Below are 22,610 nucleotides of genomic sequence, written 5' to 3'. Positions count from 1 at the left end.
ATGCAGTTATTTTACAGATCATAGTGGCAAACTTAAACCATCAAACATTAACCTTTATGCATTCCACGAATAGGGTAATTATTATCAGGGTTTTTAATCCAAGTTATACCTCGCAATAAAGTAGACAGATCTGGTCTTACAAATGGATTATTTGAGATATCAACAACTTGTACTGTACCGTGTTCATTCACTACATACACAGCAGGCTCAGCAAATAAATGGTCTGTTTCTTGAGCGTTGCGAGGTTGAGAAACATACAGCCCTAACGCATTCATTTGTTCAGGCTTTAATTCAAACGCAATGGGGTAACTCACTGATAACTTCTCTTTATGTGTTAACAACTGCGCTTCGCTGTCGGCCGATACAGCAATTAAAGAAACTCCAATGTCTTGTAATGACTGTTTAATTTCTTCTAACTGATTTAGATACTGCGTACACATAGGACAATGCTGGCCACGATACACAACCACCATTTGCCAAGCAGCGTCTTGCTGGACACGCCCTAACTCTACTTCGTTACTATTTAGTACAGGGCAATTAATCTTTGGGAAACGACTCCCCGGAAGAAGTTTATTTGTATACTGTGATGCATTAGTCATTGTGTTTCCTCTCAAAAGTGTGTACTTATATGTGCTTTAAAGCGCGCTAAGTCAGTATCTATATCGGCGTTTTTCATAACATCAAAACAAGCAATGGTAGGCATTGCTGTCATACCAAAAAACTTAAAGTTCATATGCATTGGGAACATTAAGTCGTCAACACTTTTACCATTAAAAAATTCTTCTGAATTGTTAAATGACTCCTCTGGTGCGTTAAATGTGAGTGACATCATATATTTAGTATCTTTAAGTGTGCCACCTGTGCCATAACCGCTTTTTGGGTCGTCCTGGTGACGACCATCGCCATTACACATGGCGCCACCCATACCGGCTGTATACACCTCGTCCATATACCTTTTGAACGAAAATGGCACGCCCATCCAGTTAATAGGTGATTGCAGTAAGACAACGTCAGCCCATTGATGAAGTGCTAATTGTGCCTCTACATCAATACTATCTGTCATAGTTACGGTTTTAACTTCATGGCCTTTTTCTATCAGTATCGATGATGCTACATCAACTAGAGTGGCATTTAATTTGCCCTCTGAAAAAGGATAATATTGGTGTGCATTTATAATGAGTACCTTGCTCATGTGATCTCTCCAAAAATAGTACGAAAATTGGTCTTTACTTTAATGTGGTATATAATAGTTACCTGAAGAATAGATTCAATTAGTATACTTTTAGTAACCACCCTATTTTAGAGGTTAAATTTTGGAAAGCTCTATAGAAACAGATAGTAAGGGAAGAAAAAAAGTTTTAAATGCCTGCTTAGAACCTTGTGCTATTGAAAAAGGAATGCGCTTAATTGGCGGGAAGTGGACAAGTTCTATTATTTATCACTTAAAAGATGAACCTGTTCGCTTTAATGATCTAACTCGAATGTTAGGTGGAGCGAGCAAAAAAATGATAGATCAACGTTTAAAAGAGTTAGAGGCCAATAAGATGGTTTTAAGGACGGTGATCAGCACTAGACCTATTGCTGTCACCTACGAGCTCACTGAGTTTGGGCGCTCTGCACTAGGAATTCTTCACGATCTTAGGGTTTGGTCTGAGTCTAATATTTTAGACTAATTAAAAATAAAAACCCCGCAGATGCGGGGTTTTATGTATTAGCTTTGCTTCATTGTGCCTTGTTGCTCAAGGCGGGTATGCCAGCTGAATGCCTCTTCTAAAATATGAGGCGTATGACCGCCACGAACACATGCACGCTCGTAGTAGTCAAGCATGGCGTTGCGATAATCTGGATGTACACAGTGCTTAATGACTTCAATTGCACGTTCGCGTGGTGCTAAACCGCGTAAATCAGCAAGGCCTTGCTCGGTTACTAAAATATCAACATCGTGCTCGGTATGATCAACATGGCTTACCATAGGCACAACACTTGAAATAGCGCCACCTTTGGCAATTGATTTAGTTACAAACACCGATACATGCGCATTACGTGCAAAGTCGCCTGAACCACCAATACCGTTCATCATTTTAGTACCACACACATGGGTTGAGTTAACGTTGCCATATATATCAAACTCAAGTGCAGTGTTAATTGCAATAATACCTAAACGACGCACAATTTCAGGGTGATTAGACATTTCTTGTGGTCGAAGTACTAGCTTATCACGATACTTTTCAAGGTTATTAAATACTTGTGAGTTACAACGCTCTGATAAAATAATTGAACACCCTGATGCAAAATTAAGTTTACCCGCATCAATTAAATCAAAGGTAGAATCTTGTAGTACCTCTGAATACATAGTGAGGTCTTTAAAATCAGAGTCTAATAAACCCATCATTACTGCGTTGGCAATGTTACCAATACCGGCTTGTAATGGGCCTAGGTTTTCAGGCATACGCTCTTGTGCTACTTCTTCTTTAAAAAAGTTCACTAAGTGACGTGCAATAGAGGCTGTGTCTGCATCTGGGTCGGTAACAGTTGAAAATGAGTCACTTTGATTGGTAAATACAATACCCACAATTTTAGCCGGGTCGATTGGAATAGCAGTGCTACCAATACGGTCATCTACTTTCACTAATGGCACTGGCGTACGTGTTGGACGATAAGATGGAATATAAATGTCGTGCAGCCCTTCAAGCTCTGGCTGGTGTAACATATTAATTTCTACAATTACCTGTTTGGCAAAAATAGCAAAGCTGGCTGAATTGCCCACTGATGTTGTAGGTACTATGTGGCCTTCTTCAGTAATAGCTACGGCTTCAATGACCGCTACATCAGGCATCGTTAACTGATGATTACGTAGCTGTTCAACGGTTTCAGATAAATGCTGGTCAATAAACATGACCTCACCGTTGTTAATCGCTTTACGTAATGTGCTGTCTACTTGAAATGGCATACGACGCGCTAACGCACCTGATTCAGTTAGTAGCTTATCTAAGTCGTTTCCTAATGACGCGCCCGTCATTAGGTTAATTTTCATTGGGTTTTCACGCACTCGCTCTGCAAGCGCACGTGGTACAGCTTTCGCTTCACCGGCACGAGTAAAACCACTCATACCCACGGTCATGCCGTCTTTAATAAATAAACTGGCCTGCTCTGCAGACATCACTTTGTTGTGTAAATCGCTACGACGAATTCGTTCTAATTGCATTTGGAACCCCTTAAACCCCATTTTTATTTGGCGCTATTCTAAGTATTTCCTTATGCTTCGTAAGCTAGACCTAAGTCTCATTTACGCATTGTTGATATAAAAACATCGCGAAGCGTTTTAATTTTGTACACTTTATTACTTAACTTATTGGTGATAATAAGGTTAAAATAGTAAAAAACGCATACAACTATTTAACTCACTGAGTTTAAAAATAAACAAAACTAATTAAAATCAACCATTTAAAATTTCAATCAGGAAGGTTGAAATTTTTAATTGTATAAAAATTTAGCCGCGCTATGCGGAGCTTACAAAATAATAAACTGTTCATTCATTGGGCAGTAACCTTGTGAGGAATAGAATCCACAATTTAGGTATTAAGGAAAATACATGGATTTGTCTGACGAAGAAATTAACTTTTTATCTGGCTTATTTGAACCTAGTCAAAGTAGTGCATTAATCAATGAAACAAAGTTAACAGTACAAACATCAATACCAGATGGTATTGCGCATTTACTTGGTCAAGCTAAATTAACCTTATTAGCAGAAGTAGCCCACTACCAACTATGGTTCCCACTTCAATTTAAAACCGATGAATTAGGCCATTTCAGTACCGTATTAGAAGCCCCCGAAGTAATTGACACTAAAGGTATTCAGCGCAGCTGGCGGTTGAGCGAATTAAATATCCAAAGCCAAGGTTTTTGCATTGAATCTATATCTAGCACAGGAATATTTTTAAAACCCACATCAGTACACAGTGAGCTTGATGAGTTGCAGAATATGCAATTTATTTTACCCAACGAAGCGGCGATATCATTAGATATAGAACCGGTTAGGCAGAGTAAGTGTGGTATAGCAGCAAAAATTAAACACATTCACCATGGTAAAGAGCAGCTAAGAGCGTATTTATTTGAAGTTCATAAACGTCAATTTTCAAGCTTATACCAGCTAGAGCACAAACAACAAAAATTAGAATTATCAAACTAAAAAAGCCACACAATGTGGCTTTTTTAACTTATTTTATCGAGTGACTTTTACTTTAAGCGTTTGGCCACATCAGCTACACGTTCGCCGTATAAACGAGCCGTTTCTAAATCGCCTGATGGAATAGCAGATTCATCTGCATCAGTAGGTGATTGCACTAATACGCCAACTGAACCGCCTAAGTTATTGATGTCTTGACGAGTTGATTCCAGTTTATTGGCCGGTGGTAACCCTAGGCTTACCCAAATTCCACCATGTTGCGAAGCCAATGTTTGCATACTAATTAGAGTGACTTGTTTATCGCCATTTAGGCTGCCGCTATTAGTAAACCCGCCAAATACTTTGTCTTTCCACCCCATGGTAAACCATACTTTAGAGGTAGCATCAACAAACTTTTTAAACTGCCAAGGATATGAGCCCATATAGGTAGGTGCACCAAAAATAATGGCGTCTGCATTGTTTAATACATCCCAATCGGTGTCTTTTATGTCGCCATTCTCATCGATTGCAATAAGCTGAGCGTTTGCTCCATCAGCTACAAATTCAGCCACTTTTTTGGTATGGCCATATCCCGAAAAATAAATAACCGCTACTTTACTCATGAACCTTCCTTTTGTTGTGATTTAATAAACACGCTTTAAATATAGTATGGCCGCTTAATCTAAAATCAACTAAGCAGCGTGTTTAATTAAATTAGCTTGCGTGGCATTAAATTAAAAGGTACTCACTGCAATTTCTAAATTACTCACCGCACAGCCATACTGCGCAGCACTAATACGATGATATGCCGACTCAGGCGTGGTAGATAGGCTAATAATAAACTCATCTTGCTGGCCAACAGCCGTTTGTTCTTGGCTAAGGCACATGGCTTGCGTTAAAGAGCGTAATTTGGCCTGCGTTAAAATGCTGCCAAAACGCTGAACTGGTAAAGGCGGTATTTTAATTGCTGGCAATGCTTGGCTAATACTGCGCTGACTTAAGGTAAAATCGTTATTTTTAATATCAATCACACTGCCCACAGGCCAGTAAGAGTAACTGTAGGTTTTAGTTTTAGTTTTAGTTTCAGCCTGAGCTTGCTCTGTTGATTTAACCATCACCACACCATTTTTACCAATTACGGTCATTAAATTGCCAGCTTCAGATTTAATCACCACTAAGGCTGTGGTTTCGTCTACACCAAAACCGAATGTCGGCTGATCTTGGTTTGCGCTTAAGTCGTCGAGCAAAGTGCCTAGTCTTAATGTACGGTTTCGCTCGCTAAAGTGTGTATCGAGTACACCGTAACTAAATGTGCCTAAACCCCCAAAGCGGTTGTAAGTTAAACTATCGCTGTTTGAGCGTTCACTTGGGGCATCAATGGCTTGTGCGCCTTCTTTCAATGCCGACAAGCTAGTGCCATTGGTGATCATCACCACATTCCCGGCGTGGGCTTGCCCACCACTTTGCACCGCGGTACCTGCACTTGTTCCAACAATAACAGGGCGAGACTGTAATGCTTTTGTCCAAGGGTAAGGCTGGTTATTTTCATCAAATAATACTTTTCGGGTTAAGCTTTGATCGCCGCCATTAAACATAATACCGGTGCTATTATTGATTAGCTCTACTAAAGCGTCGGTGCCTTTTTTACACAATTGATATTCAGCTTGTGTGCGATCAGGGTAAATATGTTCGCGTTGATATAGCCCCATTTCGGAGTGCCTAAGCGTGGTTATATCATCACACTTGTTGGTGGTTATTGCTTTAGCAAGCGCAGGGGTTAATGCAAGCCATTGCGAATTTACATTAGGGAAGCTTAGTAATCCTTCATAAAAATCAGCAGATTCATAAGGGTCTCTGCTTGAGGCGGTAATGGCTAGCATACTCGGGTTAGTATCATTAACTTTTAAACTTCCCGATATAAACTGCAAAATCTCTGTCGCTGCCGATTCGCTATTAAGCGCAGTATTTACCTGCTCTTTTAGTCGTGTGTTGTCGCTTTTTATTTGCGCTACTTCAAGCATATCTATTACAAAATTGTATTCTTGATCCGATAAATTATTGAGCTGTGTACTATCAATATCACGCCATAGCCATAACAACTCTTTTTTCGACAATGTGGGCGATGACTTAGCCTGCATTGTTGCTAAATTTTTAATAGTGTTGTTTTTAGCTTGGCTATTTTTACTGGGCCACTGTTGCTTTATTTGACTAATTTTAGCCTGAGAGAGCGTAAATACATTATGCGTTTTACCCGAAATTTGTGTATTTTTTTCACAGTTTTTAGGGCTTAAACTGGCACATGTTGTGAGAGCTCCCCCCACTAACACGAGAGTTTGACTAGGCTCTTTTGCGCTTAACTGTAGCGAAAAAGCAATTAAAATTGAGTAAAAAGCGGTTATTATTCGCGATTTAACTAACCGCTTGTTTGGTAAATTTATTCGTTCCATTATGTTACACTCATGTAAAAAATTATAAGAAATAACTTGCGAGAGCGTCTCTCACTTGCTATAAAAAAAAGGAACTTTAAAACGCGAGTAAGCTAGCACCCATTTGCTAGCTTTGTCAAAAACCTTTTTGGAACGAGAATTATGTTTAAAAAAGCAACATTGCTTACAACATATTTCTACTCACCACACTACCTTTCGGAGTGGTTTGACGAGTAGCCCACCGCCTCACTAATTTCTGTGAGGGGCTCAGCGTGTCATTTCACCATTGCCCTGTCTAAAAACCATAATAATTAAAGCCTTAAGAAATATTAAACCTATTTCTGCGCGCTTAAAAAAGACAAAAGGTACTACAATGTTTCGTCAACTAACTATTGCGGCCACAGTAAGCGCTTTACTGAGCCCTGTCACTTGTGTGTATGCACAAGAAACTCAAACTGATACCAACATTGAACGAGTAGAAGTAACAGGATCTCGCTTAAAAGGCGTTGATCTGGAAGGCACTATTCCACTAACCGTGTTAGACCAAGATGCAATCAAACGCTCTGGTGCTAATACCATTCATGAATTACTCAAAGATTTATCTGTATTTAAAGGCGGAAGCGGTACGTTCTCAACCTCTGAAAGTGGTGGTACGTCTACCTCTACACCAGCAGGTCAATCAGCAGCGAGCTTACGAGGCATGGGACCTTCGGCAACGCTGACATTAATAAATGGGCGAAGAGTTGCGCCTAGTTCATTTGCTGCAGGTACTGAAAACTTTGTAGATGTGAATTCTATTCCTCTAGCGGCCATTGAACGTATTGATATTTTAGCCACCGGTGCATCAGCCGTTTATGGTGCCGATGCTGTAGCGGGTGTTATTAACTACATTTTAAAAGATGATTTTGAAGGCGCTGAAATCAATACTTCGTTTGCCGATAGCTTTGATCAACATGACGAAAGTAAAAAACAATTAAACTTAGTGTATGGTACAAAAATAGGCGAGAGTAACTTAACGGTATTTGCAGATATATACGACCGTAACGCTTTCAAAGCGACCGATCGTAATTACACGGCCTCTCCCTCTTTAGTGAATGGTTACTCCTATTTACCTAAGCTGGAGAACTCACCTAATATTTATTATTTCAGCAGCCGAGATGGTAACGAACTTCCATCACCAAACTGCAAAACCGAGTTAGTTACTACTGAATTTGATGAACAAATTTGTGCTTACTACCCTAATCAAGATGATTACCTAGAAACGCCATTTGAAAGCCTTTCAACCGGCTTTATGTTTAATAGTGAGCTTGGTGGTCTACAATGGCATACTGATTTTTTTTACAGTCAGACCAAGGCAAAAGCGTACTCATCGCCCTCACCTATTAACCAAATTAATGACGACGACGGCCCGTATGTTTTAGAAGACGCCTTATTTATTTACGATAATGCCGATGGTAGTAATGATTTATTAGATCAACTCTACATTGACCCATTTGATACCCAAAGTGGTCGAGAAGTGTATGGTTTTGCATTTGATGCGCGCTTTAATGCCCCAAGAACGGTGGAAGTAGAAACGAAAAACTTTCGCTTAGTAAGTAGCCTAAGTGGTGAAATTGGTGATTGGGGTTGGGAATCTGGGGTAACCTTTTCTCGCTCACGTTCAGAGCAAGAAGCGATTGCAGGGGTTTATAATCGTTACAAGTTCCATGGCGCGATTACAGGCGAGCTATGTTCAGACGGTACGCTGGCAAGTTATGACAGTACTGACTTAAACTGTGCATCGGGAGAACTGCTGCCTTTTTACAACCCTTTCCTTCAAGGCGACGCCGCTAATGATGCCATTTTGGCAACAGCGCAAGCTCGCCCAACACGCAGCGGAGAAAGTACAGTTTACGGCTGGGATGCTAATTTTAATGGTGAGCTATTTACCTTTAACGACCTACCAGCCTATGCCTCATTTGGGGTAGAAGCACGCCGTGAAGAGCTAAGCGACATTCCTTCGCTTGATTCACAAGCTCAAGCAGATAAAGACTATCTTGTTGATGTATTTGGCTTTGGCTCTAGTTTATCAGAAGCCGATCGCACTCAATATGCAGCGTTTGCTGAATTAAGTATTTCACTGAGTGAGCAAATAGAGCTACAAGCAGCGGGTCGATACGATCATTACGATGATTTTGGTGGCACCTTTAATCCTAAAATAGGTTTGAGCTATCGCCCGACTGATTCGTTAGTTGTTCGTGGTTCATGGTCAACCTCGTTTAGAGCACCATCATTAACTCAAGCTGGCGTTAAATTAAGAACCACGCAATCCACTTTCGATTGTGGTGCTAACCAAGCGGTGTCTGATCTTTACTGTATGGGTGAAGGTACTGAGGTAAGCGTTAACTCGCTCGAACTTGGTAATCAAGCCCTTAAAGCTGAGGAATCTGAGGCTATTAGTGTTGGCTTTGCCTGGAGCCCAAGCGCTGATACTAACTTAACCGTTGATTATTGGCAGTTTGATCACGAAGAAGTGATTGATACCAACATGACTGCAGTACTCGATCGCGCCATTACTGATGCATCACTGCGCCATTGCGGTATTGTCCCAGAAGGCGAGCAAGGTATTTCTTACGAAAATGAGTTATGTGGTGTCTTTGACAATAGCGGTTTAAATATCGAGCAAGATGGCGCTAATCTTACTGAGATTTTAGCTAACTATGTTGATGAAGATAACAAAGCTGGCGATAAAAACCCAGATAACTTTAATCCCCGTCCTGGTGAAGACTACTTACCCTTATTCCGCGACCATGTCATTCCGCTTGAAAATACCGGCACACAAACGTTAGCGGGTATTGATATTAAATTTGACCATCGCTTTGCGTTATCTGGCGGCGACTTAACCTTCGCTTTTGACGGTACTCACTACCTTGAATTTGAACGCAACAAACCGGGCTCAGACTCAATTGAAAAGCTAGTGGGTACATATCGCTACCCTGAAAACATCGCTCGTATGTCAATCGATTGGGAAGCACAAAGCTACTACTTAAACTTAGGGGCTAACTACACCAGCAGTTATGAAGACGATATCGAAGGGCTTAGAGGCCGTGAGATTGACGAACTTGATGAACTCGGTAAACTTGATCCAGAGGGCAGTCATCAGGTTGACGATTGGCTCGTATGGGATTTATCAGCGGGTTTCTATGTTAATAAAGCGCTTACTTTACGCGCCCGTATAGATAATATTTTTGATAAAGAACCGCCTAAACTCTATGGTTCAAGCCGTGGCTTTGATTCAATTAATCATAATGCCCTAGGTGCTAATTATAAATTAAGTATTAGCTACCGCTTTTAACCGCTTAGCCGTAAAGCAAACGCTTTGCGGCCTTCCTTTTATTACAGGTCATGGCTACAGTGACACTGCCTATTAAGTGCTAAAGTACGTTTAAGCGTTTATTTACGCATCAACACAATGACCTTTTATTAAAGTGAAATTATGAAACAAAAACAATTTTCTATGCCAGATGCAAGCATCATTTTGCTGTGTGTGGCAGTGGTTGCCTATATGGCCACGGTATTTATTACCCCTGGGGTATTTAATGCAGAATCTGGTAGCCACACTGTGCAGCTTTCACAATATCAAGCCGTTAACGACCAACAATCACCACCTGTTTTTGCACAAGGTGGCGACATTGGTTTAGCAAATGTATTGTTTGAAGGCTTAGTGTCGGGTGATAAATATGGTGCAGCTATTGGCGTAATGGCGTTTATTTTAATCACTGGCGGTGCCTTTGGCATTATTATGAAAACCGGCGCGATTAATAACGGCATTATGGCACTTATTAATAAAACCCAGCGGGTTGAATGGCTGTTTATTCCCTTACTGTTTTTACTATTTTCGTTAGGCGGCGCGGTATTTGGTATGGGCGAAGAGGCTATTGCATTTTGTATTGTGCTGCTCCCTATTATGCAACAACTTGGCTACGACGCTAAAGTCACTGTACTTACAACTTACGTGGCCACGCAAATAGGCTTTGCCACCTCATGGATGAACCCTTTTAGCATTGCTATAGCGCAATCGATAGCTGAAATCCCAGTATTTTCTGGTGCGGGCTTTCGTATGTTAGCGTGGGCTTGTTTTACCCTTGTAGGCCTCGTGTTTACAATGCGCTATGCAAAACGGATAAAAACACAATCCCAAAAAACGGGTGATCAGCCAACGATTAAACTCAGCCTAGCCGATGCACTCACATTATTAGTGTTTGTATTGGGCATAGCCTGGGTTGTATGGGGGGTGATGGCGCGCCAATATTATATTCCTGAGCTTGCTGCGCAGTTTTTTTGTATTGGCCTTATCAGTGCAATAATTGCCATCGTGTTTAAAAAGCTAACCGCGAATGAGTGCGCGGAAGCGTTTAAACACGGTGCACAAGAATTATTGCCAGCGGCGTTATTAGTCGCACTGGCTAAAGGCATTGTATTACTATTAGGCGGTAGTGATTTAACCACTCCCTCAACTCTCAACACCCTGCTTTATTACTGTGCAAGTAGCATAGCCAGTGTGCCAGATTACATTGCAGCTTGGGGAATGCTGGTGTTTCAAAGTGTATTTAACTTTTTTGTTTCATCGGGTTCAGGCCAAGCTGCCATCACTATGCCACTGATGTCTCCACTTGGCGATTTGCTCAATGTATCAAGGCAAATTGTAGTATTGGCCTTTCAATTAGGCGATGGATTAACCAACATTTTAATTCCCACCTCAGCTAGTTTAATTGGTTGTTTAGGGGTCGTGAAATTAGATTGGGGAGAATGGGCTGCGTTTATTTGGCGCTTTGCTCTAGCACTTTTTGTATTAGCAAGCGGCTTTATATTTCTTGCTTACTTTATTAATTATCAATAAAAAGAATTTGTTATGTTAACTTTAATTCAAGGTGCAAACGTTTATGCACCTACCTACCTAGGCACACAAGATGTTTTAATTGGCGGTGGTAAAATCATTGCTATTGACGAAAATATAATCCTCGACAGCAGTGTACTCGTCAAACGAATTGACGGTAAAAATAAGCTTGTTACGCCGGGGTTTGTTGACTCGTTAGTGCATATTACCGGTGGCGGTGGCGAAGCTGGATTTGCCAGCCGTACCCCTGAAATGAACCTAACCGATGCAACCCTATCGGGCACTACCACAGTGGTGGGCGCACTGGGTACCGACTCAAGCTCACGTACGCTTACCAATTTGGTTGCCAAAGCAAAAGGCCTAAAAGAGCAAGGGCTGAATGTATTTTGCCATACCGGTTCGTATCATTTACCCGCTAAAACTCTTACTCGCTCAATCACTGACGACATCATGTATATAGAGGAGTTTATAGGTGTTGGCGAAGTGGCTATTTCTGATCATCGCAGTAGCCAACCTACGGTCCAGCAATTAGCAGAATTGGCAGCCGAGGCCAAAGTAGCCGGTATGCTCAGTGGTAAAAAAGGCACTGTGAGTATTCATGTGGGCCCTGTTGATAGTCACTTGAGTATTTTGCATCAGGTGGCTCAGCAAAGTGATATTAAGCTTAAACAGTTTTATCCTACGCATATGAACCGTAATAAAGGACTTCTTGATGCCGGTATTCACTTTTGTGATCAAGGCGGTACTATCGACTTTACCACCAGCACCACCGACTACGATTTAGCACATGGTGAATATGCAGCAGCCCATGCCCTTGCCTACTGCTTAGAACAAGGCGTAGCACCAAATCAACTCACTATGAGCTCAGATGGCCATGCTAGTTTACCTATTTTTGATAAAGACTTTAATTTATTAGGGCTTGAGGTGGGCAAAGAGGCATCCCTACTGAGTTCGTTTCAGCAAGCAGTCAAAGAATATAACGTCCCTATAGAGCAGGCTTTAATGAGCATAACCAGTAACCCTGCCGATATTTTAGGACTTGATAAAGGCCGCCTTAAAGCAACAAGCGACGCGGATGTTGTCCTTCTTGATAAAGAGACCTTAACCCCTGAGTATGTATGGGCTAACGGCACTTTAATGGTGCAAAACACCCATGCAGTCATAAAAGGAGTGTTCGAGTAACACGCAACGCAATGCTGCTGAGAATGCTCAGCAGCATAAAATGCTAGATACTGAGTTATCCTAAGTGCCCACTTTCATAAATTGGGGTTACCCAATATTTTAACGGCGTGTACTTACAAACAGGACTTAGCGCCGTTTTTACTATGGCAAGTTCAGATAATAAAATATGCACCTCAAATTGATAAAAACTGCGATGCCCTTCTACTTGCTCGGCAATATCAAACTCGCTGTGCTCTTTGCTATAGCCTTGAATTTTTTTTAAGTTAAAGCCGGTTATACAGTCTATGCCTATTAATATATCAACTACGTCATCTTTTATATTTGTGGGTGCATTTAGGGTAAAAAGTAACTGTTCAGCCATGTTTCTTCTCCAACCAACCATAAAAGATAGGTAATAAATAAAGTGTTGTAATAGTGGAGGTAATTAACCCGCCAATAACTACGATAGCTAATGGCTTTTGTATTTCAGCCCCTGGACCTGTTGCAAACACCAGCGGCAATAAACCAAACATAGCGGTTGTCGCGGTCATTAATACAGGGCGTAGCCGCCTACTAGCACCATCTAAAATGCACTGCGTTACATTTGCAGCAAACATTTTAGTTTGTTCAAAATAGCTGATCATCACAATCGCATTAAGTACGGCTACCCCCAATAGGGCAACAAACCCTACCGATGCAGGCACCGATAAATATTCATTACTAATATACAAAGCAATCACCCCGCCCATCAGCGCAAACGGGATATTGGCAATAATTAGCATTGATTTAGATAGCGATTTAAAGGTAGTAAATAAAATAATAAATATTAATATTAACGCCACAGGAATGAGTACTAATAAATTTTGCGTTGCGCGTTGCTGACTTTCAAACTCGCCACCAAAAGATAAAGTAAATCCACTGGGTAACTTTATATTACTGCTAATTTTAGCTTTAAGTTCATTCACGTAACTCACCACATCACGGTTATCTACGTTGACGCTAACTGAGGCAAAGCGCTTAGCCTTTTCGCGCTCTATTAACAATGGCCCTGTTTTAAAACCAATACTAGCAACGTCTTCAAGCGGCATTAAGCTATTATCTGGCATTAAAATAAGGCTACTTTTTAGCGCTTGAATAGAAGATAAATCCACTAATTGGTTTTTAGCTGTGGCACTATTAAATACAATAGGAATAACACGGTTGCCCTCTTGCAGCGCAGACACCTGTAATCCTTCAAGCTGAGACTTTAAATACTCACTTAATGTTTGCGTTGTTAAACCAAATTGACTCGCAACCTCAGGGTTGAGCTTAATATTAACGTATTTGCCCCCTTCAATAAGCGCCATTTGCACATCACTTGCCCCCTCAATACGATTTGCAAGCGCAGTGATTTTTTCTGCAAGCGATGACAAGGTTGCAATGTCGTTACCAAACACTTTAATTGAAATATCGCCAGTGCCACCCGTTAGCATTTCTGATACACGCATTTGAATAGGTTGAGTAAAGCCAATATTAACACCTGGAAATTGCGCAAGCGTTTGGCGAATATGCTCTATTAGTTGCGCTTTTGAAGCAAAGCGCCATTGCTCTTTTGGTGCCAACTCCATAAACACATCGGTTTCGTTTAACCCCATAGGATCAAGCCCCAGTTCATCCGATCCAGTACGCGCGACAATTTGCACTATTTCTGGAGTGTTTTTTAATAAGGTGGCTTCAATTTGCTTGTCTATATCAAGGGAAGCCTGTAGTGAAATACTGGGAGATTTTTCAAGCTGAACAATAATGTCGCCTTCATCTAACACTGGCATAAAGCTTTTACCAAGTCCCTGAAATAACACGCCACTGAGGATCAGTACCATCATTGAAGTAACACTTATTAGCATTGGCTTTTTAATCGCCTCAGCAAGGGTTTTACTATAAAAGCCTTGTAACAAAGTCACCATTTTAGGCTGTTTTACGGGTTCATTTTTCAACAATAGCGAGGCTAAAATAGGAATAACTGTAAGCGATAACAATAGCGCACTTAACATAGCAAATACGATAGTGAGCGCTACAGGGGTAAATAATTTTCCCTCAAGCCCGGTGAGCATTAACAGTGGTGAAAATACAATAATAATAATGATAGTGCCTGAAAAAACCGGTGCAGCAACCTCTTTACAGGCGCGATAAATAACATGTAGCCTAGGTAAATGTTGATTATTAGCCAGCCGATTTAAAATATTTTCAACAATGACAACCGATGAATCCACCAGCAAACCAATTGCTATCACTAAGCCCCCTAAGCTCATTAGGTTGGCTGATAAATTAAACTGTTTCATCATAATGAAAGTTAACAGCGCCGACATAGGTAATGATAACGACACCACTAAAGAGGAGCGAATATCCCCTAAAAACAACGCCAATAATACAATTACTAAAATGATAGCTTGGCCTAATGCGCCAGTAATTGTGCTAATTGCGGTGTTAATAAGATTAGAACGATCGTAAAACACATTAATGCTGGTACCTTGCGGCAGTGAGGCTTCGATTTGGCGCAGTTTACTTTTTACCTCTGTCACCACTTGCGCTGTGTTACTATTTTTAAGCGCAATAATTAGCCCTTGAACAGCTTCTTCGCTATTTTTGGTCACAGCCCCATAACGAGTTAAACTTCCGATATCAACATGGGCCACATCGCTTAAGCGGATCACTTTGTTTTGTGTTGATTTAACGACTGTATTTTTGATGGCCTCTAAATCACTATATTTACCCTCAGTACGCAAAATTAACGTATCGTTGCCTTTTTCTAAGCGCCCTATGCCACCATTTTGATTGGTTTGCACTATCGCCTCTCGCAGTTGTAAAAAGCTAACTTGATGCTGCTGCATTAATAAGTTGTTGGGGGCGATAGCAAACGTTTTTGCATACCCGCCTAAGCTATTTACATCAGCTACGCCACTCACGGTTCTCAGTAATGGCCGTATTTGCCAATCAAGTAACTCTCTTTTTTCAATCAGCGATAAATTAGGGCTTTCTATGGTAAACATAAACACTTCAGACAGCGGCGTACTCATTGGTGCCATACCACCACTAATATTGGTAGGTAAGCTAGGTAAAATATTTAACAGCCGCTCGTTTACTTGCTGGCGCGCCCAGTAAATGTCAGTACCTTGTTTAAAGTCAATGGTAATATCGGTAATCGAATACTTGGTGGTAGAGCGCAGCATTTGCTGAGCAGGAATGCCCAGTAGTTCGGTTTCAATAATGCGCGTTACTTGGGATTCAATTTCAAGGGCGTTCATACCCGGTAATTTATAAACAATTTTTACTTGGGTAGGCGATATTTCAGGAAATGCATCCACCGGAATACTCAACCACGAGCGAGCCCCTATAACCATAGCAATAATGGCAAAAATACTAACAAACAATCGCTGCGTTAGTGAAAACTTAATAAGCAGGTTCAACATTTATTCTCTCCCTAAATGCAACAGTATTCCCTGCAATGCACTTACTGAGCTAATTAATACTTGTCGGTTATTTAAGGGGATATTGGCGCTAAAAATAAAATCTTGATTACGTGAACCAATTAACTGTACAGGCACAAACTCAAGGTGTTCGTCAGCTTTAATGGCAATATAATTGGTATTTTCAAACTCAAATAGCGCCGATTTGGCAACGCTGTAACCCGTTATTTTTTTAACCGGAACCGCTTTAATACTCTGCCCAATGGTTAAGTTACATTGTGCAGAGCTTGGTGATGCCCAAATAGTTTGATGGTACTTATTAGCAATATTGTCTACGCTTTTAATTTTGAGTTGGCACTGCTCAGAAACCCTAAAATAAGATACCCCTTTGCCCAAGCTAATAGGAACAGTAAACTTAACCTCAATACTATTAGGGTCAAGAATGTCGAATGCTCGTTCGCCTAACATACGATTTGCCGCTTGAGTAGGAAATTGTAATATCCCTGTTTTTGGGCTGATCAAGCTCACGTTTTCTTGCTCATCAACCTGCAAATAGCGCATTTGGTGATTTAAATGCTCAAAGCTCAGTTTAGCTGCATAGTAACTTTGCGTAATAGTGACCCACTCAGAGCTCCTAATAATTTTATTTTTAAGGTGCACCTTGTTTATATCATAATGGCTCTTAGCTACATTAAGCATGTCTTTTGCTGATTGGTAAGTGTCTAAAAAGTGCTGAACATCACTGCCTTGAACAGTTGCAACAATAGCGCCTTTTTTTACATGACTCCCGTTAGCGTATAGATAATTAATTTGCGCGACATCAAATGCAAACAATACCGTGTAATTTATACCCGGCTTATAACTCACTTCCCCCATTACACTTTGAGCATCAATAAAGTCAGTAGCATGAGTGGTGGCAAATTGAGTATCAAACCCGCTTAATTCGCTAATCGGAATGGGAGCAAGCGTTTGCGCGGCTGACACACGGCTAATAGTTAAACAGGTCAGCATAGCGATAAATAATAACGCGTTAGAGTGTTGAACAAAATTACATCGTATTTTTGTATAATTTAACTGCATTTGGTTTGTTCGCATGTGATTAATTTTATAGAATAACCATGCCTTTTTTACGGGGTTATCGCATCAGGCAAACGCCTTAACATGCCAATAAACCTTAATTTTTGTATCACAGTACATATGTCCATTGTAAATTTAACTTACTGATAATAGAGACTTTAATGAGAGATAAAATAATTGCAGCAACACTATTGATGATCATGGTGTTAAATTTTTTTGACGTGATCATGGATTTAAAATTAGGAGTGCCGCAGTGGCATATTTTTACTGAGAGTTTAATTGTGGTTATTTCTGGCTTGGGTGCTCTGTATTTAATTAAAGATATTAACGCACGAACCAAAAAAATTAATAACCTCAAGCGCGAGTTAAACAACTCTATGACTCAGCTAAACAATATATCGCAGGAAATGAAAGACGCGCGCCATCAATACAGTGGTGTTATACAAACTCAATTTTCTCAGTGGACACTCACTCGCAGCGAGCAAGAGGTCGCTATGTTATTACTCAAAGGACTTAGCTTTAAAGAAATTAGCGCACTTAGAAGCACTAAAGAAAAAACAGTACGCCAACAAGCTTCAGATATATATAGTAAAGCGGATGTAGAGGGCAGACATGAGTTTGCCGCATGGTTTTTGGAAGACTTTATGCAGCAAAGGCACTATGCGCATTCAAGCTCAGCCATTAACTAATGCAGTGACTATCGCATTTACTTGTGCGCTATTTTAGTCAGCATTAAAGTGGCAGCTAAATTTCGCCATTATGACTCAGGACTTTAAAGCTCAAGGTCATATTTTAGAAAATAGTAATTACGTTGTATTAGTAGTTAATTATATCGTTACAGAAACGATTATGTTTTTAATAAAAATGGGCCCAATTACAGCAAAGCCTCAATCTGATTTAGACTAATAATAACGCAGTTTTTAACAATACTCGTTTTTGAAAGTTACTTTTACCTATAAAAAAACGCCTTAGCTTAATAAACTAAGGCGTTTTTAGTGTTATACGCTTAAATTAAAAAGTATATTTTGCACCTAAAGATAGGCGGCGTCCTTTAACATCGAAAAATTCTCCATCGTCGTAAGTGAACGGGTTACGTGGTGGTTCACGGTCAAATATATTGTTAACACCAACACGTAACTGTAGCTCATCCATTAGATAAGTTTTGTACATGAAATCAAATGTTGTGTAAGACGGGATATCATTGTAGTTGTTGTCCTCAATGGTCCAGTCGTTATCATTAACAGTTGCATGACGGTAGCTCATGGTTAGCACATACGCTGAATCACCGTGAGAATAAACGGCATTAAAACGGCCCTTCCAACGAGGTGAAGCTATTTCGCCTACATCAGTTCTAAAATCTTCAGCACGGCCAGTTGAATTACTATTGTCATCAATAAGGTACGTTGCCGTTAATTTTAGTGCTAAGTCACCAGAGAACAGTTCAGTACGGTATGCAGATTCAACATCTACGCCTTTTTTGTTAATAACAGCGGCATTTATAGGACGAGTAAAGAAGTTTTCAATTTCACCCGTTTCTTTATTACGCACAACGTTACTGCAGAAAGGGTTATCTAACGATGATGACTCATAACAAAGCTCAACACTGTTACGGCCAAAGTATTCAATAGCGCCTTCTACTTCGAATGACCAGTAATCAAGCGTTATATCTAGCCCTTCCACGAACTCAGGTGTATAAATTAAGCCAATGGTGTAATCGTTAGATGTTTCATTTTCAAGGTTTTGGTTACCTTGAATATAGCCTGGTAAGCTACCACCTGAAAGCCATTCATCTGATGGCATCCAGCCTTCAGGAAGCCCTGCTGCTTGGCAGTTTTTGATTACATTATCTTTATATTTACTGCCTGATTCAGCGATAGAGTCAGCTCTACATACATCCGCGCGACCTGAGCTAAACGTTTTTGAGTTAGGCGTGAATAAATCCCCTAGGTTGGGAGCGCGTACTGATTTAGAACGGTTTAAGCGTATACGTAACTCATCAGTTACACCCCAGTTTAGGGCTAATTTCCAGGCATTATCTTCACCCGTTACCGAGTAATCCATGTAACGAAATGCTGTTTCAAGGGTTAAATCCGTTGTTAGGAAGGTTTCTTCTAATAATGGAATTGAAATTTCAGCTGAGAGCTCATTTACATCAATCTCACCATCCATTGGAAGGCTTGAATTACCAAAAATTAAGCCTTTTTGCATATTTTCAGACGGTGTAATAGTTGCTGACTCACGGCGGTGCTCAGCGGTAAATGCAGCTGCAACATAACCGGCAGGTAGCTCAAATAAGGCGCCATCTACAGTAACAGCAAACACGGCTTGATCGTGTTGTGCAAAGCGCGTTGCATCAGTCGCTATATAGTCTAACTGTGCTTGTGTTGCCGAAGTCGCGCCCATTGTGTTAAATGGTGTACAACCAGAGATAGCCCCAATAACTTCGCCGTCTGCATTACGCTTAGCACATACTACATTGCCTTGGTATTCAACGGCATCAATAGAGTTCGCCAAGTTTTGCGTTAATACTTCGCCAGTCCAAAGAGTATCTTGCTCGATGCGACCAAATTGTGCGTAAGCAGAGTAGCCCCAGTCATCACTTAATATACCTTCAGCGCCTATTGAAGTACGGAATACTTCACGCTCTTGGTTATATGCACGATCGCCCCATAAGTTTTCGTTAGCTTGGCGAAGTGTGACTGATTTCAGCCCATTGTCGTCCATTACTTTAGCCATATCGCTTTTTATAAATGCATTGTCGCGACGTATTGTATGGCGGAAGAAGGCTGGAGAGCTCTCTGTGGTTGCATCAGTTTTTGAATAAGTAAAGTCAAAAGTAAGTGCATGGTCGTCATTAAGTTCATAAGTACCATACGCTGAAGCAATCATACGCTCTAGTGGCGTTTGAAAGTACTCTTTATAGCCGTGGCCAAAAACACCATCGCCTTGATTTTGACCATCTTGGAAGTAGCTTGTAGCGTCTCGTCCAACTCCTGGGTTTGGAATACGACCTAAACCATAGTCAAACGGTTTTAGGTTACCATTTGCATCAAAAGTGTAGTGGTGATTGTCATAGCCGTTATCAACAAAGGCGTCTTTGGTAAAAAAGTCACCACCTTCTGAGTAGTAAGCAAGGCCAGTTGGTTGACCTAAAACAACACGTGAAGGGATACCGTCGTCACCACTTGTATTTGCAGGGTTTGCGAATGAGTTCACAGGGTTGCGGTAAAAATCACGGCTCAGCTTGCCATAGCTTTTGTTTTCTGTGTAATTAAATGAAGCAATAAAAGAGAGTTTATCGCCTTCCATACCACCTGTAATTGAGAAGTTGTTTTGCTCGCCGCCACTTTGCTCTGGACGTACAGTAGAAACATCAAGTTCAATCCCATCCATTGATTTTTTAGTAATGATATTTACAACACCAGCTACAGCATCTGCACCGTAAACGGCTGCAGCACCACCTGTAGCAATCTCGATACGCTCAATCATTGTGGTAGGAATGTTGTTTAAATCAACTGCAGTGTCACCCACAGAACCAGGCACAAAGCGACGGCCATTAACAAGCACTAATGTACGCTCTGATCCTAAACCACGAAGATCGGTTGTGTTAAGACCTGACGCATAAATAGTGTTAGTCGTTGTTTCTGGTGATAGGCCAACCGTCGCTTGTGGCATTTCTGCAAGCAAATCATTAACGTTAGTAATACCTTGGTTTTCCATCTCAACGCCGCTGATCACAGTCACAGGCGTTGGCGAGGTTAGGTTAAAGCGCTTAATTTTTGAACCAGTCACTTGAATGCGTTCAACTGGTTTAGCATCTGCTGTTGACTGAGCGAATGCACTCGATGCGCCAATAGCACCTGTTACAAGTACTGTATTAACTGCTGCTGCGATAAGATTTATTTTTTTCAACATAACACCTTTCTTTTTACAGAGTGACTTAGTTTGTGATCTCTGCTAGTTAGCCTGAGGAAAAGTTACTTTTGCTAAGCCATTATTTACATGAACGTTAAATATATGCCTTACAATGTAACCAAATGTAATTTATCAGCATTTTTAACACAGGAATAAAGTTGAGTCTCACCAGCCAGCAATGTGTCAAATGTTAAAGATAAGTTTTTTATGTTTTTTTTATGAATAATTATTGGTAACACACTAATTTAAAATGATTTTTTTTGTAAAAATAGATTTACAAACCCAGCATTAACGTAAATAACACCAAAAAAAACAAGCCAAATTAACCTATTGATAATATTATATAAATATAAAAGCTTTATTTTTAATCAATAATGTTAAAAACGCTCAAAAACTAGCGTTCACTTTTTGTGCGCTTGGTTCTTTTTAGGGAACTTTATTTAGAGGGCTTACTTTTAATGGTTAATTAAACCTCGATGCGCGCACTTTTTAACCGGGCGTTTCTTCGTTAACAACATCGTTTATAGCAAAATCGAGTTTGATACTTGCACTCGTATTTTTTAGCAATTTAGGTATAGTTGCTGCAATATTTTAATAAATCGGATTTTACATGACTCACTCTACTTATCCTATTGGCACACCCGGCAAGCAATGGAATCACGAGGATAAAGCGCATTGGCTGGCATGCCAAAGTATCAAGCGAAGCTATCAACAAGAAGTCGTAACATTAATTGATGAACTTAAAAACACTCTAGAAGTACAGCAATACGGTGAGCTTAATTATGCCGCAGGTAGCTACCCTTTGTACGCGTTAAAAACCACTAATTTTGATACAAACAAAGCCACAGTTTTAATTACTGGCGGCGTACATGGCTACGAAACCAGTGGTGTTCATGGCGCTTTAAGATTCGCTAAAACATTGGCAAATAAGTACGCTGAGCACTTTAATATTGTAATTACCCCCTGTATTAGCCCATGGGGCTATGAAACAATTAATCGTTGGAACCCTGATGCGGTCGACCCTAATCGCTCTTTTTATCAGGGCAGCCCAGCACAAGAATCAGCGGCAGTGATGAACTATGTGCAACCTTTAAATACTGATTTAATCGCGCATATCGATTTACATGAAACAACAGATTCGGATAACAGTGAATTTAGACCTGCACTTGCAGCACGCGAAGGCAAAGTAAACACCAATTGGAATATTCCAGATGGCTTTTATTTAGTGGCTGATAGCAACAAACCTGAACCCGCTTTTCAAAAAGCAATTATTGAACACGTTGAAAAAGTAACGCATATTGCACCTAGTGATGAAAACCAGCAGTTAATTGGCGTTCCACAAACACAATTTGGGGTAATTAATTATGCAGGGCGTGATTTAGGCTTATGTATGGGATTTTCTGAAGCTGCGTATGTCACCACCACTGAAGTGTATCCAGACAGTGCAACGGCTAACCCTGAAGAGTGTATATTAGCGCAAGTTGCTGCAATTTCAGGTGCCTTAGACTACATTATTAATAAGTGACCAATGCAGTAGATAATAAGTA

General features: G+C 40.5%; 16 protein-coding genes. 7 read left to right on the top strand and 9 right to left on the bottom strand.

All coding sequences use genetic code 11. The features are described 5' to 3' along the window. Window positions 1–47: 47 nt before the first annotated feature. Window positions 48–599, bottom strand: coding sequence for a redoxin domain-containing protein (locus ACNSN3_RS04940; RefSeq protein WP_010392826.1), 552 nt, complete (start codon window positions 597–599; stop codon window positions 48–50). Between the two features lie 11 nt (window positions 600–610). Next, entirely contained in the window at window positions 611–1,192 is a 582-nt protein-coding gene (locus ACNSN3_RS04935) for an NAD(P)H-dependent oxidoreductase (protein ID WP_054200651.1), read from the bottom strand. A gap of 121 nt (window positions 1,193–1,313) precedes the next feature. Between ACNSN3_RS04935 and ACNSN3_RS04930 the strand changes: the two genes are divergently transcribed. After that, window positions 1,314–1,673, top strand: a complete 360-nt coding sequence (locus ACNSN3_RS04930; RefSeq protein WP_010392830.1) for a winged helix-turn-helix transcriptional regulator — start codon at window positions 1,314–1,316, stop codon at window positions 1,671–1,673. 38 nt (window positions 1,674–1,711) lie between these two features. Here the strand turns inward: ACNSN3_RS04930 and ACNSN3_RS04925 are convergent, their stop codons facing one another. Beyond that, window positions 1,712–3,205, bottom strand: a complete 1,494-nt coding sequence (locus tag ACNSN3_RS04925) for an acetyl-CoA hydrolase/transferase family protein (RefSeq protein WP_008468433.1) — start codon at window positions 3,203–3,205, stop codon at window positions 1,712–1,714. A gap of 387 nt (window positions 3,206–3,592) precedes the next feature. Between ACNSN3_RS04925 and ACNSN3_RS04920 the strand changes: the two genes are divergently transcribed. After that, window positions 3,593–4,189, top strand: a complete 597-nt coding sequence (locus tag ACNSN3_RS04920) for a hypothetical protein (protein WP_418608677.1) — start codon at window positions 3,593–3,595, stop codon at window positions 4,187–4,189. Between the two features lie 47 nt (window positions 4,190–4,236). On the opposite strand, the gene ACNSN3_RS04915 is transcribed toward ACNSN3_RS04920, so the two are convergent. Together ACNSN3_RS04915 and ACNSN3_RS04910 are read right to left on the bottom strand one after the other, a co-directional pair. Then, entirely contained in the window at window positions 4,237–4,788 is a 552-nt protein-coding gene (locus ACNSN3_RS04915) for a flavodoxin family protein (RefSeq protein WP_054200649.1), read from the bottom strand. A 111-nt stretch (window positions 4,789–4,899) separates the two neighbouring features. Next, on the bottom strand, window positions 4,900–6,612 hold the full coding sequence (locus ACNSN3_RS04910; RefSeq protein WP_418608676.1) for a cyanophycinase: 1,713 nt from the start codon (window positions 6,610–6,612) through the stop codon (window positions 4,900–4,902). A gap of 352 nt (window positions 6,613–6,964) precedes the next feature. Here ACNSN3_RS04910 and ACNSN3_RS04905 point away from each other — a divergent pair, with 352 nt between their 5' ends. The 3 genes from ACNSN3_RS04905 to iadA all read left to right on the top strand — a co-directional run bounded on the left by ACNSN3_RS04905 (window position 6,965) and on the right by iadA (window position 12,649). After that, the gene (locus ACNSN3_RS04905) at window positions 6,965–9,925 is read left to right on the top strand and encodes a TonB-dependent receptor domain-containing protein (RefSeq protein ID WP_418608675.1); all 2,961 of its coding nucleotides are present in this window, start codon (window positions 6,965–6,967) and stop codon (window positions 9,923–9,925) included. A 141-nt stretch (window positions 9,926–10,066) separates the two neighbouring features. After that, a complete protein-coding gene (gene yfcC / locus ACNSN3_RS04900; protein ID WP_138570819.1) occupies window positions 10,067–11,470 on the top strand; it encodes a putative basic amino acid antiporter YfcC in 1,404 nt (467 codons plus the stop codon). Between the two features lie 12 nt (window positions 11,471–11,482). After that, the gene (gene iadA, locus ACNSN3_RS04895) at window positions 11,483–12,649 is read left to right on the top strand and encodes a beta-aspartyl-peptidase (protein ID WP_418608674.1); all 1,167 of its coding nucleotides are present in this window, start codon (window positions 11,483–11,485) and stop codon (window positions 12,647–12,649) included. Window positions 12,650–12,704: 55 nt separating this feature from the next. On the opposite strand, the gene ACNSN3_RS04890 is transcribed toward iadA, so the two are convergent. The 3 genes from ACNSN3_RS04890 to ACNSN3_RS04880 are packed head-to-tail and all read right to left on the bottom strand — an operon-like array spanning window position 12,705 to window position 17,151. Continuing rightward, window positions 12,705–13,010 carry a DUF3240 family protein gene (locus tag ACNSN3_RS04890; RefSeq protein WP_010392847.1) on the bottom strand — a complete coding sequence of 102 codons (306 nt, stop codon included), beginning with the start codon at window positions 13,008–13,010 and terminating at the stop codon, window positions 12,705–12,707. Further along, on the bottom strand, window positions 13,003–16,074 hold the full coding sequence (locus ACNSN3_RS04885; protein ID WP_418608673.1) for an efflux RND transporter permease subunit: 3,072 nt from the start codon (window positions 16,072–16,074) through the stop codon (window positions 13,003–13,005). Before ACNSN3_RS04885 ends, ACNSN3_RS04890 begins: the two co-directional genes overlap by 8 nt. Next, window positions 16,075–17,151: a hypothetical protein gene (locus tag ACNSN3_RS04880; protein WP_418608672.1), complete on the bottom strand. Its 1,077-nt coding sequence runs from the start codon at window positions 17,149–17,151 to the stop codon at window positions 16,075–16,077. A gap of 158 nt (window positions 17,152–17,309) precedes the next feature. Between ACNSN3_RS04880 and ACNSN3_RS04875 the strand changes: the two genes are divergently transcribed. Next, complete coding sequence (locus ACNSN3_RS04875) at window positions 17,310–17,837, top strand: helix-turn-helix transcriptional regulator (protein ID WP_010392853.1); 528 nt, start codon at window positions 17,310–17,312, stop codon at window positions 17,835–17,837. A gap of 322 nt (window positions 17,838–18,159) precedes the next feature. Here the strand turns inward: ACNSN3_RS04875 and ACNSN3_RS04870 are convergent, their stop codons facing one another. Further along, complete coding sequence (locus ACNSN3_RS04870; RefSeq protein ID WP_418608671.1) at window positions 18,160–21,063, bottom strand: TonB-dependent receptor plug domain-containing protein; 2,904 nt, start codon at window positions 21,061–21,063, stop codon at window positions 18,160–18,162. Between the two features lie 610 nt (window positions 21,064–21,673). On the opposite strand from ACNSN3_RS04870, the gene ACNSN3_RS04865 reads away from it, so the two are divergent. After that, window positions 21,674–22,588: a M14 family metallopeptidase gene (locus ACNSN3_RS04865; protein ID WP_418608670.1), complete on the top strand. Its 915-nt coding sequence runs from the start codon at window positions 21,674–21,676 to the stop codon at window positions 22,586–22,588. Window positions 22,589–22,610 lie beyond the last annotated feature (22 nt).

The sequence above is a fragment of the Pseudoalteromonas sp. US3C1004 genome (genome assembly GCF_048401065.1).
GTDB classification, from domain to species: Bacteria; Pseudomonadota; Gammaproteobacteria; order Enterobacterales; family Alteromonadaceae; genus Pseudoalteromonas; species Pseudoalteromonas undina.
Note: the sequence above shows the minus strand (reverse complement) of the source record. Positions and strands in the feature narration are given on the sequence as shown.

What these genes read in the sequence shown, in the direction of transcription:
- ACNSN3_RS04940 (WP_010392826.1), bottom strand. Translation starts at nt 599, where the DNA reads ATGACTAATGCATCACAGTATACAAATAAACTTCTTCCGGGGAGTCGT.
- ACNSN3_RS04935 (WP_054200651.1), bottom strand. Translation starts at nt 1,192, where the DNA reads ATGAGCAAGGTACTCATTATAAATGCACACCAATATTATCCTTTTTCA.
- ACNSN3_RS04925 (WP_008468433.1), bottom strand. Translation starts at nt 3,205, where the DNA reads ATGCAATTAGAACGAATTCGTCGTAGCGATTTACACAACAAAGTGATG.
- ACNSN3_RS04920 (WP_418608677.1), top strand. Translation starts at nt 3,593, where the DNA reads ATGGATTTGTCTGACGAAGAAATTAACTTTTTATCTGGCTTATTTGAA.
- ACNSN3_RS04915 (WP_054200649.1), bottom strand. Translation starts at nt 4,788, where the DNA reads ATGAGTAAAGTAGCGGTTATTTATTTTTCGGGATATGGCCATACCAAA.
- ACNSN3_RS04910 (WP_418608676.1), bottom strand. Translation starts at nt 6,612, where the DNA reads ATGGAACGAATAAATTTACCAAACAAGCGGTTAGTTAAATCGCGAATA.
- ACNSN3_RS04905 (WP_418608675.1), top strand. Translation starts at nt 6,965, where the DNA reads ATGTTTCGTCAACTAACTATTGCGGCCACAGTAAGCGCTTTACTGAGC.
- yfcC (WP_138570819.1), top strand. Translation starts at nt 10,067, where the DNA reads ATGAAACAAAAACAATTTTCTATGCCAGATGCAAGCATCATTTTGCTG.
- iadA (WP_418608674.1), top strand. Translation starts at nt 11,483, where the DNA reads ATGTTAACTTTAATTCAAGGTGCAAACGTTTATGCACCTACCTACCTA.
- ACNSN3_RS04890 (WP_010392847.1), bottom strand. Translation starts at nt 13,010, where the DNA reads ATGGCTGAACAGTTACTTTTTACCCTAAATGCACCCACAAATATAAAA.
- ACNSN3_RS04885 (WP_418608673.1), bottom strand. Translation starts at nt 16,074, where the DNA reads ATGTTGAACCTGCTTATTAAGTTTTCACTAACGCAGCGATTGTTTGTT.
- ACNSN3_RS04880 (WP_418608672.1), bottom strand. Translation starts at nt 17,151, where the DNA reads ATGCAGTTAAATTATACAAAAATACGATGTAATTTTGTTCAACACTCT.
- ACNSN3_RS04875 (WP_010392853.1), top strand. Translation starts at nt 17,310, where the DNA reads ATGAGAGATAAAATAATTGCAGCAACACTATTGATGATCATGGTGTTA.
- ACNSN3_RS04870 (WP_418608671.1), bottom strand. Translation starts at nt 21,063, where the DNA reads ATGTTGAAAAAAATAAATCTTATCGCAGCAGCAGTTAATACAGTACTT.
- ACNSN3_RS04865 (WP_418608670.1), top strand. Translation starts at nt 21,674, where the DNA reads ATGACTCACTCTACTTATCCTATTGGCACACCCGGCAAGCAATGGAAT.